Raw genomic sequence first — 16,977 nt, forward strand, 5'->3', positions numbered from 1 at the left:
TGATCTGGCCGCGTGTGTGCGACCGGCGATTCAGTTCACTGCACCTCGTCGCACCACACCCTGAATCCAACCAGTTCGTTGGGCCCGAAGGTGTTGGACAGTGCGACGTCGCTGGCGTCGCGCCCTTGCGCGATCAGCACGCGGCCGATGCGGGGCACGTTGTTGCGCGCGTCGAAGGTGTACCAGCGGTCGCCCAGGAAGGCCTCGAACCAGCCCGCGAAGTCCATCGTGCCGTGCGGCGGCGGCGTGCCGACATCGCCGAGGTAGCCGCTGCAATAGCGGGCCGGAATGTTCAGGCAGCGGCACAGCGTGATGGCCAGGTGCGCATAGTCGCGGCACACGCCTTGCCCTTCCTTGAAGGCTTCGAACGCCGAGCGAGTGCGCCGCGCATGCTCGTAGCCGAACTCGATGTGCTGGTGCACGAAGTCGCACACCGCCTGCACGCGGCCCCAGCCGGTCGGGCCGTTGCCGAAGCGCTGCCAGGCGAAGTCGGACAGCAGGTCGGTTTCGCAGTACCGGCTGCCCAGCAGGTAGAGCAGGGTGGATTCGGGCAGGTACTCCACCGGCACCTGCGGCGCCGAGGGCACGACGACGTCGGGTGCGCCGCTGTCGTGGACCACGGTGTCCGTGCTCAACACGAAGCGGCCCGCGGGGGCGACCAGGCGTGTGCACCAGTTCCCGAACAGGTCACGGTACGCGGTGGTGGGAACGGCCGGTTTCGTGAGCAGATGGTCCGGGCGCAGGAGGTCCGAGGCGCGCGAGTAGTGAATGCTGAGGGCCAGGATCATCGGCGTCGGCCGGGGAAACTGGTAGGCGATCTCGAAACCGAGCTGGATGTTCATCGGCCCATGATGCGCCTTCATTCGCCAGCGCGCGGGAATTCGCGGTGCGATGCCAGCGCGCGGCGGCTTTCAGGGGGCGTCGCCGGACCCCGACGTGGCGTGGCGCTGCTCGGCATAGGCCTTCAGCGACCGCATGGTCCGGGGCAGTCCATGCCGAACCTGCTTGGCGACGCCCGGCCCGAACAGGAAGGCCAGGGCGCCGGTGAACCACACGCGGTGCACCACGTCCGAGCCGCTGTCTGTTGCAGACACCGTGTGCTTGAAGTGCATGCGAAACAGGGGGATGTAGCCCTGTGCGGTGAACGACTGGCCCTCGGAGCGCTCCGTGACCACCATCGGAACGCCCATGCCTTTTTGCGGAACGATCCGGCCCTTGGTGCCCACGGCGAAGGGGCCGTCGAGTCGAGCTTCCTTGGTGTCCGGGTCCCACAGGTGCCATCGGTCGACCTCGCTCCAGATGCGGTCGATGACCCGGGGCGGGACGGCGATGTGGATGCGTTCTTCGATGTGCATGGGAGGAGGGGTTGAAGGGGGCGTGGAGCCTAACGCATGCCTTGCGCCTGCGGTCGTCAGCGCTCCTTGCGCAGGATGGCTTCCAGCGCCTCCATCGCCTGCGATGCCGATGGGCTCAGGTAGCCGCCGGCGCGCCGCACGATGCCCACGCGACGGGTCGATCGCCATCCGCCGACGGGGCTGACCGGCACGAACTGCGCCGCGACCGGCGGCTCTTTCAGCACCGAACGCGGCACGGGCATCAAGGCGCCCAGCGAGCGCACCAACGCCAGCTCGCGCTGGGACGAACGCGAGGTGCCCACCGGCGCAGGCGGGTCGAGCCGGTGCGCGCGGAAGTTCGCTTCGAACTCGGTGTGCGTCGAGGTGCCGGGCGCCATGACGATCCACCGCGCCTGCGCCAACTGGTCCCAGCCCACCTCGCGCCGGGTGCGTGCCAGCGGATGGCCGATCGGCGCCATGGGCAACAGCGGGTCGTCCCGCAGGCCTTCCCATGCCAGCGCGGCCGCTGGTTTCTTGTGCAGGCCGGTCAGGGCGAACTCCAGCTCGCCCATGGCGACGGCCCGCGTGAGCGAATCGGAGTTGCCACCCGACAGGTCCACGCGGATCCCGCGCTCGATGAGCGCGGCCACCACCGGCAGCACCCAGCGGTCGGGAATGCCGTCGCCGACGCCGCAGCGCAGCACGCCGGTGCGCGCCTGCCGCAGGTCGCGCAGTTCCGCATGCAGGTCGGTGGCATCCAGGTCGATGCGCTGCGCCCGCTTCAGGAAGGCCTGGCCCAGCTCGGTGGGGCGCATGCCCCGGGCCAGCCGTTCGAACAGCTTGACCTTGGTGGCGCGCTCGAGCCGCGTCACGGCCTTGCTCAGGGTGCCCGGTGAAATGCCGAGGCAGGCCGAGGCATGGCTCAGCCCGCCTTCGCGCGCGATCACCACGGCCAGATGGAGGTCGTTCAAGTTCATGGTTTTCCAAAGTGGAAAAGGTCGCCACGGAATGTAGGTTGCTGCGCGCCGGGCGGCAACCTATCGTTCAGCCCGGACACCACCAGGAGACACACCCCTCATGCTTCGCAGTTCTTTCTTCCTGGGCGCCCTGTGCGCCTTCTGGGCCCTGGGGACTGCCTCGGCCTGCGCGCAAGCGGCCTATCCTTCGCGCGCCATCACGCTGGTGGTTCCGTTCGCCGCGGGCAGCGGCACCGACATCGGTGCGCGCGTGCTGGCCAAGGACCTGACGGACATCCTGAAGACGCCCGTCATCGTCGACAACAAGCAGGGCGCGAACGGCGCGCTGGGAACGGCGGCCGCAGCACGCGCGAAGCCCGACGGGTACACATTGCTGATCGGCTCGGCCACGACCAACGCCGTCAATTTCTCGTTCTTCCCGGCCAGGCTCGGCTATGAACCCGGGTCGTTCGAGATGGTGGCGGGCCTGGGCACCAGCCCGATCTCGCTGTACGTCGCGGCCAGCGCCAAGTGGCGCAACCTGGCCGACCTGATGGCCTACGGCAAGGCCCATCCGAACGCGCTCAGGTGCGGCAGCGGCAACGCGGTGACGCAGGTGGCCTGCGAGATCTTTCGCAAGTCGGCGGGCATCGACGCGGTCACGGTTCCCTACAAGTCGAACCCGCAATCGCTGGCGGACCTGGCTGGCGGGCACATCGACTTCGCGTTTTCCGACGCGTCGGTGGCCAAGGTCTTCATCGACGGGAACAAGCTGAAGCCGCTGGCCGTGGCCGCCGCGCGGCGCTATCCGGCCACGCCGGACGTCGGCACGTTCCGCGAACAAGGCATTGCCGATTTCGAGATCACCGGATGGACCGCCGTGTTCGTGCCCGCGGGCACGCCCGCGCCCATCGTCGAGACGCTGCATGCGGCCATCCGCAAATCGTCGGCATCGCCGGAGTCGGTGCAACTGCGCGCCAGCAGCGGAACGCAGCCGCTGGCGTTCAATCTGGAAGAAGGCCGCCGCTTCGCCAGGGAAGAGATCGCCCGCTGGGCGCGCTATGTGAAGAACAGTGGCGTCAAGCCGGAGTGACGCGATGACATCGACCCCCACACCCCTGGCCGGCTTGCGCGTCATCGACTGGACCCACGTGCTGGCCGGCCCCTTCGCCGGCTACCAGCTCGGCCTGCTCGGCGCCGAGGTGATCCGCATCGAGCGCGCCGACGGCGACGACATGATCCGCGCCAAGGGCCTGGACGCCGAACTGACCGCCCTCGGACTGGGCGAGACCTTCGTGACGCAGGGCGCGGGCAAGCACTCGCTGGCCATCGATGCGCGCGACCCGCGGGCGAAACAGGCGCTGGCCGAACTGATCGGCAGCGCAGATGTGCTGCTGGAGAACTTCCGGCCCGGCAAGCTGGCGGCGCTCGGCTTCGATCCGCAGCAACTGATCGCGCGCCATCCGCAGCTGGTCGTCTGCTCGATCACCGGCTTCGGCCCCGCATCGGACCGGCGCGCTTACGACCACGTGATCCAGGCCGCGAGCGGGCTCATGGCGGCCAACGCCGACCGCGACGGCAAGCCGCAGCGGGTGGGTTTTCCGCTCGTCGACTACGCCGTGGGCCAGCAGGCCGCGCTGGCGGTGATGAGCGCGCTCTACCGGCGCGACCGACCGAACGGCGAGGCGCGCGTGCGCGGCGAATGGCTCCAGGTGTCGATGATGGGCGCGGCGCTCACGCTGATGGCGCCCACCTACGCGGGGCCGCTGGTCAGCGGCATGGAGATGCCGCGCAGCGCCTCGACCGCGTTTTCCGGCAGCCCCCTGTCGGGCACTTTCGAGGTGGCCGACGGCCAGCTGGCCATCGTCTGCAATGCGGCCGACCAGGCGAAGGGGCTGCTGAATGCGCTGCGCGAAACCGGCACGGACGCCTCGCTGCTGTCGGCACTGCACGAGGCCGCCGAACTGCGCGACGTGCCGCGCGCGCAGGCGCTGCTGGGCCAGGCGCTGGGCGGACGGAGCACGGCCGAATGGGATGCGCTGCTGACCCGCCACGGCGTGCCCGCCACGCCGGTGATGCGCCCCGCACAGGCGGCGGCACAGATGGCGCGCGACTGGCCGCACGTGGAGCTGCCGTTGCCGAACGGCGCGCGGCGGGTGCCGGTGCCGGGCATCGGCTTCACGTCCAGCGAGCCGCTGACGCCTTCGCTGCGCGCGCCGGTGCGTCGCGGCGCGGACACCCGCCGCCTCCTGGCCGAAGCCGGGCTGGAGGCCTCGGCCATCGCGGCCATGCTCGCCGACGGCGCGGCGAGCGAGCCCTCGGACTGAGCGCCACGGTGGTCCCGCCGGTGCTGCGGCGCGACCCGATTCGCCGCCGAAAGTGTGGCGAAAACGCCGAGAAAAATATTTCTCCAGGTTTTTCAGCGTCGCTGCCTGTTTCGCAGGCACCGTGTTGCAGGCCCCGCCAGGCAAGGGTTTCGCGCGCTGCGCACACGGTTTTCCACAACATTGTCCCCATCGGGATTGGAAAACCCGTCACTTCGATGTGCTAAGGCGCGAACCGGGCAGGGGCAGCCGCAGCCAGACGGTGGTGCCGGCACCGGGCGTGCTGTCCGCGCCCAGGGTGCCGTTGTGTTTCTGGACCACCGCGCGCACGACGGAAAAGCCCAGCCCCATGCGCCGTGTGCCCGTGCCTTTCGTCTCGCCGGGGGCGGCTTCCGGCGCGGTGGGCGCGCGCCGGCCGCGCGGCGCGTGGAGCAGGGCGTCGAGCTGTCCGGGCGTCATGCCCGAGCCCTGGTCGCTGACGGAGATCCGGACGCTGGCCGCGTCCGCGCCAGGTTCGATGGCCATGCCCAATTCCACACGGCGGCCGGACGGGCTGTGGCGGATGGCGTTGTTCAGCAGGTTGACGATGGCGCGGGTCAGCAAGGCCCCGTCGGCGCGCAGGATCGTGTCGCCTGCGGCGTCGTCGATGCGGGCTTCGACGCGCACGCCATGGGACTGCGCGTAGTGCCACACCTGGTCTCTGGCATCGAGCAGCACGGCGCCGACATGCGTGTCCGCAAAGCGGTAGTCGTCCGATTCGGCGAGCGCGAAATCCATGAAGCCCTCGGCCATCGCGAGGGTGCGCTCGGCTTCGCGGCCGATGGCCGAACGCATGTCGGCATCGGCCGTGGGGTGCATCGACAGGATGCTGAGGATCGTGACCTGCGGGCTGCGCAGGTCGTGCGACAGGAACTGGCGCCATTCGTCGCGCTGGCGCTGCGCTTCGCGCTCGGCCGTGAGCTCGGGCAGCATCACGACCCAGCCCCGGTCTTCGGGCGCGTCGCCGCTGAAGGCCGCGGCCTCCAGGCGGAACACGCGCGCGTCGGGGGTCGCGTACTCGCCGTGCAGCCGGTCGGTCCAGTGGGCGGCGTCCGTGCGGGGAGGCGCGCCGCTGGCGGGCGGCACGGCCAGCGGCGCGATCAGCTCGGGCAGGCGCACGCCGCGCAGCGCGGGCGGGGCCTGGCCATCGTCCTCGTGCGATGGCATCGCACCGGCGCCCAGCAGCCGGAAGGCCGCCGCGTTGCCCGACCCGATGCGCCCCTCTTCGTCGCAGATCAGCATGGCCACGGGCATCGCCTGCATGGCCTTGTCCATGAGTTGCTGCATGCGCCGCAGGCGTGCAATGGCGCGGTCGAGCGCCTGCTTGGGATGCTCCGCCGGGTCGGCGGGCGCCGGCGAGCGGGCCGGCATGACTTCGAAGGTGCCGCCGGGCAGGGCGTCGAGCACCTGCGCGCGCTTGCGCAGGTAGACGAACTGCGATTCGAGACGGCGCCAGCTCCACAGCAGGTAGAGGATGGCCAGGCCGAGCATCGGCGCGACAGGCGGCAGCCAGTGGTGCCACGCCAGCATGGCGACGCTGCTGATCAGCAGGCACGCGCTCGCGAGGCCGGCGGCGATCGGCAATGCGTGCCGGCCCCGCCGGACCAGCAGCCACAGCGCGAGCCACAGCGGCACCACGGTCCAGGCCGCGTGCCACAGCGGCGGCGACACGCTCACGTTGCGCCCGTGCATCAGGTTGTCGATGGCATTGGCATGCACCTCCACGCCGGGCAGCACGCCGCGGATGCCGGCGTTGGGCGTGAGCGTCTGGTCGCCGAGGCCGGGCGCGGTGGCGCCCACGAGCAGCAGCTTGTCGCGCAGCAGCTCGGCGGGCACTTCGCCGCGCAGCACGCTCACGTAGGGCACGGTGCGGTAGCTGCCGCGCGGGCCGGCGAACAGCAGGCGCAGCGGGCTCTGGCGCAACCAGTCGACCGGCGTCGCCTCGGGGTCGACCACGGCCGGCGGGACGCGCTGCGCCATCAGCGCGCCCACGTAGGGCTGCTGCTGGTTCGGATAGCCCTCGAGCAGGTACAGCGTGCGCGCCACGCCGTCGGCGTCTGGCGCGAGGCCGGCGTGCCCCACGCCGCGGGCCTGGGCGGCAAAGTCCGGCAGCGGTGGCAGGAAGCCCGGCCATTCGTGGCTCGTGAAAGCCAGGGGGCTCGCGTGCAGCAGCGGCAGGTACACGGGCAGCAGGCCCATGGCCCGCGCCAGGTGCGCGTCTTCGCGCGGGTCGGCGCTCGGCTCGGTCAGGAAGAGATCGAGCAGCACCGCGCGCGGCGCCGCCGGCGCGAGCCGCTCGAGCAGGCGCGCGTGGGTCGCGCGGCTCCAGGGCCAGCGCCCGAGTTCGCGCAAGCTGTGCTCGTCGATGGCGATGATCAGGATGTCGGCCGACGCCCGGTGCGAGGCCAGGATCAGCAGGCGGTCGTGGATGTACGCATCCATCTGCAGCAGGCCCGGGCGGTGCGCCAGGCCGAGCATGGCCAGCGGCAGCAGCAGCGCCATCAGCAGGCGTTCGACGACGAGGCGCATGCGCGTGGCCCCGCTTCAGCGCGCCGGAATGTCGAAGCTTCCGCCGAAACCGGTCGCTGCGGACGCCGCACCGTCGGGGGTGGCCTGGCGCGCGCGCCAGTGGTAGCGCCCGCCGAGCGCGAAGGGGCCGAGCGTCATGCCGGTGGCATAGACCGCGGGCTCGTTGACCAGCAACACGGCGAAGTCAGGGCTGCGCGCGAGTTCGAAGGTGTAGCGCTGGCCCGCGATGCCCGGCCAGCGGACCTCCACGCGCCCGTCGGGCAGTGCGGTCGACGTGCTCTGGCCGCTCGCGCCGCCTTCGACCGTGGGCAGGTAGACCGTGCCGTCGCCCGGCAGCCCTTCGAGCCGGGCGGCATCGAAGGCCGTGAGGCGCAACTGGTACAGGCCCGATGGCAGTTCCGCCGGCACCGTGAAGGAAGGTCCTGGGCCGCGTTGTTCGTACACCGGCAGCAGGAAGCGCTCGTCGCGCGCCAATTGCAGGCGGTAGGTTTGCGCGCCCGCAACGGGCGTGAAGCGGAACGTGCGGTCGTTGCGCGCCGTCGTTTCGGGCACCAGCTGGGGCGCCGGCAGCAGACCCTGCGCTTGCGACGGGCCGCTCTCCAGCAGCACCGCGCCGCGGCCTTCGCGCAGCACGAGCGGCGGTTCGGACTGTGCGGTGCGCTGCACCACCACTTCGCCCGAAATCACTTCGCCCGTCAGCACGCCGTCTTCGTCGCGCACGCGGAAGTGCGTGCCGCGCACGCCCAGGCCCATCGACCGCGCGCGGATCTCGAACTGCTGGTTCGGCTGCTGCTTGTGCACCTGCGATTCGACGCGGCCTTCGATGAGCCGCAGCCGCACCGTGTTGGCATCGATGGCCAGCACCTCCAGCGCGCTGCGCGAGGGCAGCACGACGCGGCTGCCGCCCGCCACCCCGAGGGTCACGAAGGCATCGGTGCCGGTGATGAGCGTGTCGCCGGCCTGGATCGGCAGGCCGGGCGTGAGGACCTGTTCAGGCACGCCCGCGCGCTTGCGCGAGGCCCGGCCTTCGACCGCAGTGACCACCGCCGCGCCCTCGGGCACGAGCCGGCCGTCGGCAAAGTAGAGCACCGTACCCGGTTGCAGCAGGCGCGGCTCGCCCACCTGGTTGCGCTGCTGCACTTCGGGCCAACGCAGCGGCGTGTCCAGCTGCTGGCCCGAGATGCCCCACAGGGTTTCGCCGGGCTTCACCACGTGCGGCGACTGCGCGCCCGCCGCCGTGGCGACGAGCAGCGCGGCGCAGGCCAGGAGGCGGTGCGGGCGGAACGGGGTTGGGTGCGTCGTCGCCATCAGGAATCGGCCTGCGGTGCGTGTTGCGTGGCCTCGAGCCGGTAGCCGCGGCCGTACACCGTGCGCAGGCTCAGTCCGCTTTCGGCTTCGAGGCCGAGCTTGCTGCGCAACCGGTAGATGTGGCTGTCCAGCGTGCGCGAAGGCAGCTCTTCGTTGCTGTAGCCGGCGCTTTCGAGCAGATGCGCGCGCGACACCGTGTCGCCCATGTGCTGGAACAGCGTCAGCGCGAGCTTGAATTCGCGGTCGGTGAGGGCATGCCGCTGCGGCGCGGCGTCGTCGCCCGGGGCCGGGTGGATCAGCACGCTTTGCGACACCCGTTCGAACTCCCAGCGGCCGAAGCGCTCGCCGTCGGACGGCGCGAGCGGCACGCGCCGGGCCATCAGGCGCTGCACGCGGGCGCGCAGTTCGAGCGGTCGGAAGGGTTTGACGATGTAGTCGTCGGCGCCGAGGTTCAGCGCCTGCACCACGTCGTGCTCGGAAGCGCGCGAACTCAGCATGAGCACCGGCACCTTGTCGGTCTGCCACTTGCGCAGCCACTGCAGCAATTCGACGCCGGCCAGGCCGGGCACGTTCCAGTCGAGCACCAGCAGATCGAAGCTTTCGCGCCGCAGTGCCTGTTGCAAGGTCGACCCGTTCGAAAACGTGATGCAGGTCACATTCGTCTCGCCAATTGTTAACAGCTGCTCGAGTGTCCGCACGAGATGCGAGAGCTGGTTCGGGTCGTCTTCAAGGATGGCGATGCGCATGGACTCCAGGGGTGGCGGCGGCAATTTTGACAGTGAATCCACACCCGAAATCTGACGAATTCCGTAGCGTGAACGTTAGCAACATTGTTGGCGATGGTTATGAAGTAGTAAAGAAATTCACAAATGCAGCCTAAAGCTGACTGCAAATCTGACCAAACCTCACGCCGCCCCTTCGGCCCTCGAAGGCCCTCGACATCATCCGCCCCCTGTAGCGCCACCCGGCGCTCCGATCACTCCACATCTCCGGTCATCTCCGCTCGCCATGTCGCGATCCTGCGGAGTAAGGCCGGCTTGCATCCGAGGAACAGGGGAAATGAACAAGTCTTATCGATCCATCTGGAATGAGGCGCTGGGCGCTTGGGTTGCCGCGTCGGAAATTGCTTCGGCCCGAGGCAAGAAGAGCCGCAGCGCGCAACGCCAACTCGCGGCGCTGGGCCTGGGCATGCTCCTGTTGGGCGGGCCGGCGCTCGCGCAGGTCGGGATCGGGACGCCGAACCCGGACCCCAGTGCTTGGTTGACGATCGGTGCGGAGCCGGGCCCGGGCGTACCGAACAAGGGCGTGCTGATGCCGCGCGTGGCATTGGCCGACGCATCGACCTGGGGCCTCGCCGCGCCCACGCCGGTGGAAGGCATGGTCGTCTTCAACACCACGGCAGGCACCTCGGCCAACGGCCTCGGCGTCGGGCTGATGACCTGGAAGAACGGTCGTTGGGTGAATGTCGACGAGACACCGTACCTGCACGTGAACTCGACGGCGGTCGGCAACTCGACCCAGGCCAACTCGGGCGCCATCGGCGTCAACAGCGTGGCGATCGGCCCCGACGCCAAGGCGCTCGCGAACGACACCGTCGCCATGGGCAATGGCGCCGAGGCACACAAGCTCGGCGACATCGCCATCGGCCGGGCTGCGATTGCAAGCGGCGGCGACCGCCTGACCGGACCGACCGAGAACTGGAGTTCCGTGGCAGTCGGCACCTATGCCACCGCCACCGAAGGCAACTCCGTCGCCTTGGGCGGCTCGGCCAAGGCCGAGGGACGCGGCACGGCGCTGGGTTCGCGCGCCGAAGCCGGCTACGACACCGTCGCGATCGGCACGTTCGCGGGCATGGGCCGCCCCGCCAAGACCGACCCGAACGATTTCAGCAATTCGCTCAACACCTTCGTCGGCAGCGGCTCGGGCGCGAGCGGCAATGGCGCGCGCAATTCCTATGTCGGCAACCAGGCGGGTTTTGCGGTGCAGGGCGACGAAAACGCCGGCATGGGCTACGGCGCGGGCGGGCTGTCGGCCGGCAATCGCAACGTCGCGGTGGGCCAGCGCGCCGGCCAGTTCGTGACGGGCGACCAGAACATCAACCAGGGCACGATGGCGGGCTTTCAGGCCAAGGGCAGCAACAACATCGCGCTCGGCACCCTGGCCAGCGCCAACCTGGCGCTGGCCGCGCAGGACCCGAACGCCCCGATCTCCCAGGCCGCTGTGCAGGCGGCGAGCCTGGCGGCGCAGACCGAGTACATGGGCTTTCTGGCCACGCGCGGCGTGACCGAGGCCGGCCTGGCCGACGGCACCTACACCCTGGACGCCAGCGGCAACGTCGTCGAGGCCAGCAGCGGCAACGTGCTGGTCACCGCCGCCGAGCTGCAGACCTCGGTCACCCAGGCGTTCCAGCGCAACGGCGTGGCCGGCATCGACGCCAGCCGCACGACGGCCATCGGCCACCTGTCGCGCGCCACCGGCGACGACGCCGTGGCGCTGGGCTCGTCGGCGGTCGCCGGCGACAAGGCCGCCGTGGCCATCGGCACGGCGAGCAAGGCTTTCGGTGTGTCCAGCGTGGCGGTGGGCGACAGCGCCTTTGCGAAGGGCGAAGCCTCCATTGCCATGGGCAAGGGTGCCCAGGCCAACGGCACGCAGTCGATCAGCATCGGCACGGGCAACGTCGTCAACGGCAACAACAGCGGCGCCATCGGCGATCCGAGCACGATCGACGGCGCCAACAGCTACAGCGTGGGCAACAACAACACGCTGGGTGCTGCGGCGAGCAACACCTTCGTGCTGGGCAACAACGTCAATGTCAACGTGGCCAACGCGACTGCGCTGGGCGACTCGACCAGCGTGACGGTGGCTGACGGCGCTGCGCTGGGCAGCAAGTCGGTGGCGAGCACGGACAAGGGCGTGGCGGGCTTCGACCCGGCCACGGGCAAGGCCTCGACGGACACCTCGGCCACGTGGAAGAGCACGCTGGGCGCGGTGAGTGTGGGCGGCAATGGCCAGACGCGCCAGATCACGAACGTGGCGGCGGGCACGCAAGCCACCGATGCGGTGAACGTCGCGCAGCTCAAGGCGGCGCAGACGCACTACTACAGCGTGAACGACAACGGCGTTGCGGGCGGCAACTACGACAACAAGGGCGCCACGGGCCTCAACGCCATCGCCTCGGGCGTCGATGCCAAGGCCGGCGGGGACCATGCGACCGCCATGGGCCACGGCGCGACGGCCGGCGGCCACTATGCGATTGCGCAGGGCTACCAGGCCAACGCGGCCGGCGCGAACGGCGTGGCGATCGGAACCCAGGCCTCTGCCGCCAAGGGCGGCACGGTGGCAATCGGCGCAAGCGCGGGCAAGGATTCGACCGTGCTGACGGGAACCTTCATCGGCTCCGGTGCCGGCAACAAGAGCGCGGGCGCGGACATCACCGCCATCGGCAACAACGCAGGGCAGGCGGCGTCGGGCAACAGCAACACCTTCATCGGGGCGACGGCCGGCAGCTCGTCGGAGGGCGACCTGAACAGCTTCATCGGCGCGGGGGCGGGCATCTTCTCCAAGGGCACCGCCAACTCGGCCTTCGGCAACCTGGCGGGCGCAAACACCGAGGGCGACAGCAATGCCGCATGGGGCTTCGCCGCGGGCGCGTTCGTGAAGGGCGACGGCAACATCGGCATGGGCACTTCGGCGGGCGCCAGCGTCGTGGGTTCGGGCAATGCCGCGATCGGGCAGGGGGCGGGGCTTGGCACCCAGGGTGATGCGAATCTGGCCATCGGTGCGGGGGCGGGCTCGATCGCCAAGGGCAACAGCAACGTGGCGCTGGGCCAGAACGCCGGTCTTGCCGCCGACGGCAACGAAAACATCGCGCTCGGCCAGACGGCAGGGGCCCTGGTGAGCGGCAACCGCAACCTGGCGATCGGCTCGGCCGCGGGCCTTGCCGGCGATGTGGCCTCCGGGAACATCACGCCGACGACGGCGAGCGACACGATCGCCCTGGGCACCCAGGCATTTGCCAATGCCGAGCGCGCCATCGCGATCGGCACGGGCGCCCAGGCGCTGGGCACGCAGTCGATCAGCATCGGCACCGGCAACATCGTCAACGGTAACAACAGCGGCGCCATCGGCGACCCGAGCGTGATCGACGGCGCCAACAGCTACAGCGTGGGAAACAACAACACGCTGGGCGCTGCGGCGAACAACACCTTCGTGCTGGGCAACAACGTCAATGTCAACGTGGCCAATGCCACGGCACTGGGCGATTCGACCAGCGTGACGGTGGCCGACGGCGTGGCGCTGGGCAGCAAATCGGTGGCGAGCACGGACAAGGGCGTGGCGGGCTTCGACCCGGCCACGGGATTGGCTTCGACGGACACCTCGGCCACATGGAAGAGCACGTTGGGCGCGGTGAGCGTGGGCGGCAACGGGCAGACACGCCAGATCACGAACGTGGCGGCGGGCACGCAAGCCACCGACGCAGTGAACGTCGCGCAGCTCAAGGCGGGGCAGACGCATTACTACAGCGTGAACGACAACGGCGTGCAGGGCGGCAACTACGCCAACGACGGCGCCACCGGCATCAACGCACTGGCGGCGGGCGTGGGCGCGCAGGCGAACGGCGAGCGCAGCGTGTCCATCGGCTATCTGGCCGGTGTGGGTGCCAGCGCCGGCCTGGCCGGCCAGAACAACGTGGGCATCGGCACCGAAGCGGGTGGCGGTGTCGTGGGGTCCAGCAACACCGCGGTGGGCTCCGCTGCGGGCAAGGACGTGGCGGGCAGCTCGAACGCTGCGTTCGGCATTGCGGCGGGGCAGAGTGTCCAGGGCGACTACAACCTGGCGATGGGTGCTTACAGCGGCATGGGGACCAAGGGCACCTACAACACTGCGGTTGGCGGCAGTGCGGGTCAGTCCGTGACCGGCAACGACAACATCGCCATGGGCGACTTGTCGGGGGCCTCCGTCGTCGGCGATGCGAACATCGGCATCGGTGCCCTGGCCGGCGCTGGAACGACAGGCAGCAGCAACATCGCCATCGGCAGCCTGGCAGGCATCGTCGACACCGCGACGTTTGCCGGCATCACTGCCAACAACACAGTGAGCATCGGCAACAGCGCCGTGGCCAGCAAGGACGACGGCGTTGCCGTCGGCCATGGCGCGCAGGCTGCCGCCGTCAACAGCGTGGCGCTGGGCGCGGATTCGAAGGCGACGCAGGACGCAGCCGCGCTGGCGCTCAAGAACGCCTATGTGCCGGCAGGCGCGACGGCCGTGGCCGGCGCCGCGCCGGTGGGCGAGGTGTCGGTGGGCAGCGCGGGCAAGGAGCGGCGCATCACCAACGTGGCGGCGGGTTCGGACGATACGGATGCCGTCAACGTGAGCCAGCTCAAGGGCGCGCAGACGCACTACTACAGCGTGAACGACAACGGCACGCAGGGCGGCAACTACGACAACAAGGGCGCGACCGGCATCAATGCGATCGCGGCAGGCGTGGATGCCGTGGCCGCGGGCGTGGGCACCGTGGCGGTCGGCAACTTGGCCGGCTCGGGCAGCACGGCGGCTGGCAATTCGCACAACACCTTCGTCGGGTACGGCGCGGGCCGGCAGGTGGCGGGAGCGGACAACACGGCCGTCGGCAACAGCGCCGGTGTGTCGGTGACGGGCGGGAACAACACCGCGCTCGGGTTGAGCGCGGGCGCCCGCGTCACCGGTGACTCCAACATCGGCATTGGCGTGAACGGCGGGGCGGTCACGACCGGTTTCTCCAACGTGGGCATCGGAAGTTCCGCGGGGCAGGGCACCAACGGCGCCTTCAACGTGGCGCTGGGCGGCCTTTCCGGCGGCGGGGTCCAGGGCAGCGCCAACGTCGCGATCGGCTTGAACGCGGGCGAGAACATCAGCGCCAGCAACACCGTTGCCATCGGCACCCGTGCCAAGGCCACGGGCGACAGCGGCGTCAGCATCGGCACCGATGCCAGCGCCACCTACGCGAACGCGGTGGCGCTCGGTGCCAACAGCACCACGGCCACGGACCTGGCGACGTTGAACGCGAACGCGGCCTACGTGCCGCCGGGCGCAACCTCGGTCGCCGGAGCGGTGCCGGTGGGCGAAGTGTCAGTAGGCGGCGTGGGTGCCGAGCGGCGCATCACCAACGTGGCGGCCGGCGCGGTCGATACGGATGCGGTGAACGTGAGCCAGCTCAAGGCCGTCGATGCGACCGCCAACGCGGGATGGAATGTGGCTGCCAATGGTGAAGCCACGGGCGGCAATGTGGCCCCAGGGGCCAAGGTCGACTTCAGCAACTCGGACAGCAACATCGCGATCACGCGCACCGGCACGGATCTCGACTTCAAGCTCGCTGACGATGTGAAGGTCAACAACAGCGTGACGGTGGGGCAGAGCGTGCTCAACACCACGGGCCTGACGGTGAACGATGGAACGACCACCACGGCCGTTGCGGCCGGTGGCGTGACCAGCGGGACGGTCAAGCTGAGCGGGGTGACGAACGACATCCAGGGGCTGAGCAACAAGACGCTGACCGATCCGAGCTTCGCGACGGTGGGCCGTGCAGCGACTGAAGAGCAGCTCAAGATCGTCAATGACACGGCCAGCGCAGGTTGGAACGTGGCGGCCAACGGCGAGGCCACGGGTGGCAATGTGGCGCCTGGCGGCAAGGTGGACTTCAGTAACTCCGACAGCAACGTCACGATCACCCGCAGCGGTTCGAACCTTGACTTCAAGCTCGCTGACGACGTGAAGGTCAACAACAGCGTGACGGTGGGGCAGAGCGTGCTCAACACCACGGGCCTGACGGTGAACAACGGAACGACCACCACCGCAGTCGCGGCAGGTGGCGTGACCAGTGGCTCGGTCAATTTGAGTGGCGTGACCAACGACATCCAAGGGCTGAGCAACAAGACGTTGACTGATCCAAGCTTCGCGACTGTGGGCCGTGGAGCTACGGAAGAACAGCTCAAGATCGTCAATGACACGGCCAGCGCAGGCTGGAACGTGGCAGCGAACGGTGAGGCCACGGGCGGCAATGTCGCGCCTGGCGGCAAGGTGGACTTCAGCAACTCCGACAGCAACGTCACGATCACCCGCAGCGGTACGAACCTCGACTTCAAGCTGGCGGATGACGTGAAGGTCAACAACAGCGTGACCGTGGGCCAGAGCGTGCTGAACACCACCGGTCTGACGGTCAACAACGGAACGACCACCACCGCGGTCGCGGCAGGCGGCGTGACCAGTGGCTCGGTCAACCTGAGCGGCGTGACGAACGACATTCAGGGCCTGAGCAACAAGACGCTGACCGACCCGAGCTTTGCGACCGTGGGCCGTGGGGCCACGGAAGAACAGCTCAAGATCGTCAATGACACGGCCAGCGCAGGCTGGAACGTGGCGGCGAACGGCGAAGCCACGGGAGGCAACGTCGCGCCGGGCGGCAAGGTGGACTTCAGCAATTCGGACAGCAATATCGCGATCACGCGAAGCGGTACGAACCTCGACTTCAAGCTGGCAGATGACGTGAAGGTCAACAACAGTGTGACCGTGGGCCAGAGCGTGCTGAACACGACGGGCCTGACGGTGAACGACGGCGCGGGCAATGTCACGACGATGTCGGCGACAGGCACGACCGTGACCAACGGCGCGACCACGACGGCGATGGCTGCCGGTGGCGTGACCAGTGGAACGGTCAGCCTGAGCGGCGTGACCAACGACATCCAAGGGCTGAGCAACAAGACGCTGACCGATCCGAGCTTTGCGACGGTGGGCCGTGCGGCCACTGAAGAGCAGCTCAAGATCGTCAACGACACGGCCAGCGCAGGTTGGAACGTGGCGGCCAACGGCGAGGCCACGGGTGGCAATGTGACGCCTGGCGGCAAGGTCGACTTCAGCAACTCCGACAGCAACATCTCGATCACCCGCACAGGCACGAATCTCGACTTCAAGCTGGCGGACGACGTCAAGGTCAACAACAGCGTGACCGTGGGCCAGAGCGTGCTGAACACCACGGGCCTGACGGTGAACAACGGCACCACGACCACTGCGGTGGCCGCAGGCGGCGTGACCAGCGGCAGCGTGAACCTCAGCGGTGTCACCAACGACATTCAGGGCCTCAGCAACACGACGTTGACCGACCCGAGCTTTGCAACCGTGGGGCGTGCGGCCACTGAAGAGCAACTGAAGAAGGTCAACGACACCGCCGGCGCAGGCTGGAATGTCGCGGCCAACGGCGAAGCCACGGGCGGCAACGTTGCACCGGGCGCCAAGGTCGACTTCAGCAATTCGGACAGCAACATCGCCATCACGCGAAGCGGTACGAACCTGGACTTCAAGCTGGCCGATGACGTCAAGGTCAACAACAGCGTGACCGTAGGCCAAAGCGTGCTCAACACCACGGGCCTGACGGTCAACAACGGCACCACGACCACTGCGGTGGCCGCAGGCGGCGTGACCAGCGGCAGCGTGAACCTCAGCGGTGTCACCAAC

The 16,977-nt window shown here is 69.2% G+C and carries 9 protein-coding genes; 3 read left to right on the forward strand and 6 right to left on the reverse strand.

The window, feature by feature from the left end; translation table 11 throughout:
• Window positions 1-35 precede the first annotated feature (35 nt).
• The 3 genes from AC07O4_RS12130 to AC07O4_RS12140 form a co-directional block, all read right to left on the reverse strand.
• Complete coding sequence (locus AC07O4_RS12130) at window positions 36-842, reverse strand: transglutaminase-like domain-containing protein (RefSeq protein ID WP_495304659.1); 807 nt, start codon at window positions 840-842, stop codon at window positions 36-38.
• A gap of 69 nt (window positions 843-911) precedes the next feature.
• Window positions 912-1,355: an SRPBCC family protein gene (locus AC07O4_RS12135; protein WP_495304660.1), complete on the reverse strand. Its 444-nt coding sequence runs from the start codon at window positions 1,353-1,355 to the stop codon at window positions 912-914.
• A gap of 56 nt (window positions 1,356-1,411) precedes the next feature.
• The gene (locus AC07O4_RS12140; RefSeq protein ID WP_495304661.1) at window positions 1,412-2,311 is read right to left on the reverse strand and encodes a LysR family transcriptional regulator; all 900 of its coding nucleotides are present in this window, start codon (window positions 2,309-2,311) and stop codon (window positions 1,412-1,414) included.
• 100 nt (window positions 2,312-2,411) lie between these two features.
• On the opposite strand from AC07O4_RS12140, the gene AC07O4_RS12145 reads away from it, so the two are divergent.
• A complete protein-coding gene (locus tag AC07O4_RS12145) occupies window positions 2,412-3,383 on the forward strand; it encodes a Bug family tripartite tricarboxylate transporter substrate binding protein (protein ID WP_495304662.1) in 972 nt (323 codons plus the stop codon).
• A gap of 4 nt (window positions 3,384-3,387) precedes the next feature.
• The gene (locus AC07O4_RS12150) at window positions 3,388-4,617 is read left to right on the forward strand and encodes a CaiB/BaiF CoA transferase family protein (RefSeq protein ID WP_495304663.1); all 1,230 of its coding nucleotides are present in this window, start codon (window positions 3,388-3,390) and stop codon (window positions 4,615-4,617) included.
• 207 nt (window positions 4,618-4,824) lie between these two features.
• On the opposite strand, the gene AC07O4_RS12155 is transcribed toward AC07O4_RS12150, so the two are convergent.
• The 3 genes from AC07O4_RS12155 to AC07O4_RS12165 are packed head-to-tail and all read right to left on the reverse strand — an operon-like array spanning window position 4,825 to window position 9,236.
• Complete coding sequence (locus tag AC07O4_RS12155) at window positions 4,825-7,182, reverse strand: CHASE2 domain-containing protein (protein WP_495304664.1); 2,358 nt, start codon at window positions 7,180-7,182, stop codon at window positions 4,825-4,827.
• 15 nt (window positions 7,183-7,197) lie between these two features.
• Window positions 7,198-8,490, reverse strand: a complete 1,293-nt coding sequence (locus AC07O4_RS12160) for a FecR family protein (RefSeq protein WP_495304665.1) — start codon at window positions 8,488-8,490, stop codon at window positions 7,198-7,200.
• Window positions 8,490-9,236, reverse strand: coding sequence for a response regulator transcription factor (locus AC07O4_RS12165; protein WP_062474555.1), 747 nt, complete (start codon window positions 9,234-9,236; stop codon window positions 8,490-8,492). The genes AC07O4_RS12160 and AC07O4_RS12165 overlap by 1 nt, the downstream gene beginning before the upstream one ends.
• Window positions 9,237-9,549: 313 nt before the next feature.
• On the opposite strand from AC07O4_RS12165, the gene AC07O4_RS12170 reads away from it, so the two are divergent.
• Window positions 9,550-16,977 (forward strand): ESPR-type extended signal peptide-containing protein (locus AC07O4_RS12170; protein ID WP_495304666.1); only part of this gene is annotated, 7,428 nt, incomplete at its 3' end.

Source organism: Variovorax sp. GW821-FHT09D04, assembly GCF_059416405.1.

Bases quoted from the DNA above. Each gene is read 5' to 3' on its own strand.
- AC07O4_RS12145 (WP_495304662.1), top strand. From the start codon at position 2,412: ATGCTTCGCAGTTCTTTCTTCCTGGGCGCCCTGTGCGCCTTCTGGGCC.
- AC07O4_RS12140 (WP_495304661.1), bottom strand. From the start codon at position 2,311: ATGAACTTGAACGACCTCCATCTGGCCGTGGTGATCGCGCGCGAAGGC.
- AC07O4_RS12150 (WP_495304663.1), top strand. From the start codon at position 3,388: ATGACATCGACCCCCACACCCCTGGCCGGCTTGCGCGTCATCGACTGG.
- AC07O4_RS12135 (WP_495304660.1), bottom strand. From the start codon at position 1,355: ATGCACATCGAAGAACGCATCCACATCGCCGTCCCGCCCCGGGTCATC.
- AC07O4_RS12165 (WP_062474555.1), bottom strand. From the start codon at position 9,236: ATGCGCATCGCCATCCTTGAAGACGACCCGAACCAGCTCTCGCATCTC.
- AC07O4_RS12130 (WP_495304659.1), bottom strand. From the start codon at position 842: ATGAACATCCAGCTCGGTTTCGAGATCGCCTACCAGTTTCCCCGGCCG.
- AC07O4_RS12160 (WP_495304665.1), bottom strand. From the start codon at position 8,490: ATGGCGACGACGCACCCAACCCCGTTCCGCCCGCACCGCCTCCTGGCC.
- AC07O4_RS12155 (WP_495304664.1), bottom strand. From the start codon at position 7,182: ATGCGCCTCGTCGTCGAACGCCTGCTGATGGCGCTGCTGCTGCCGCTG.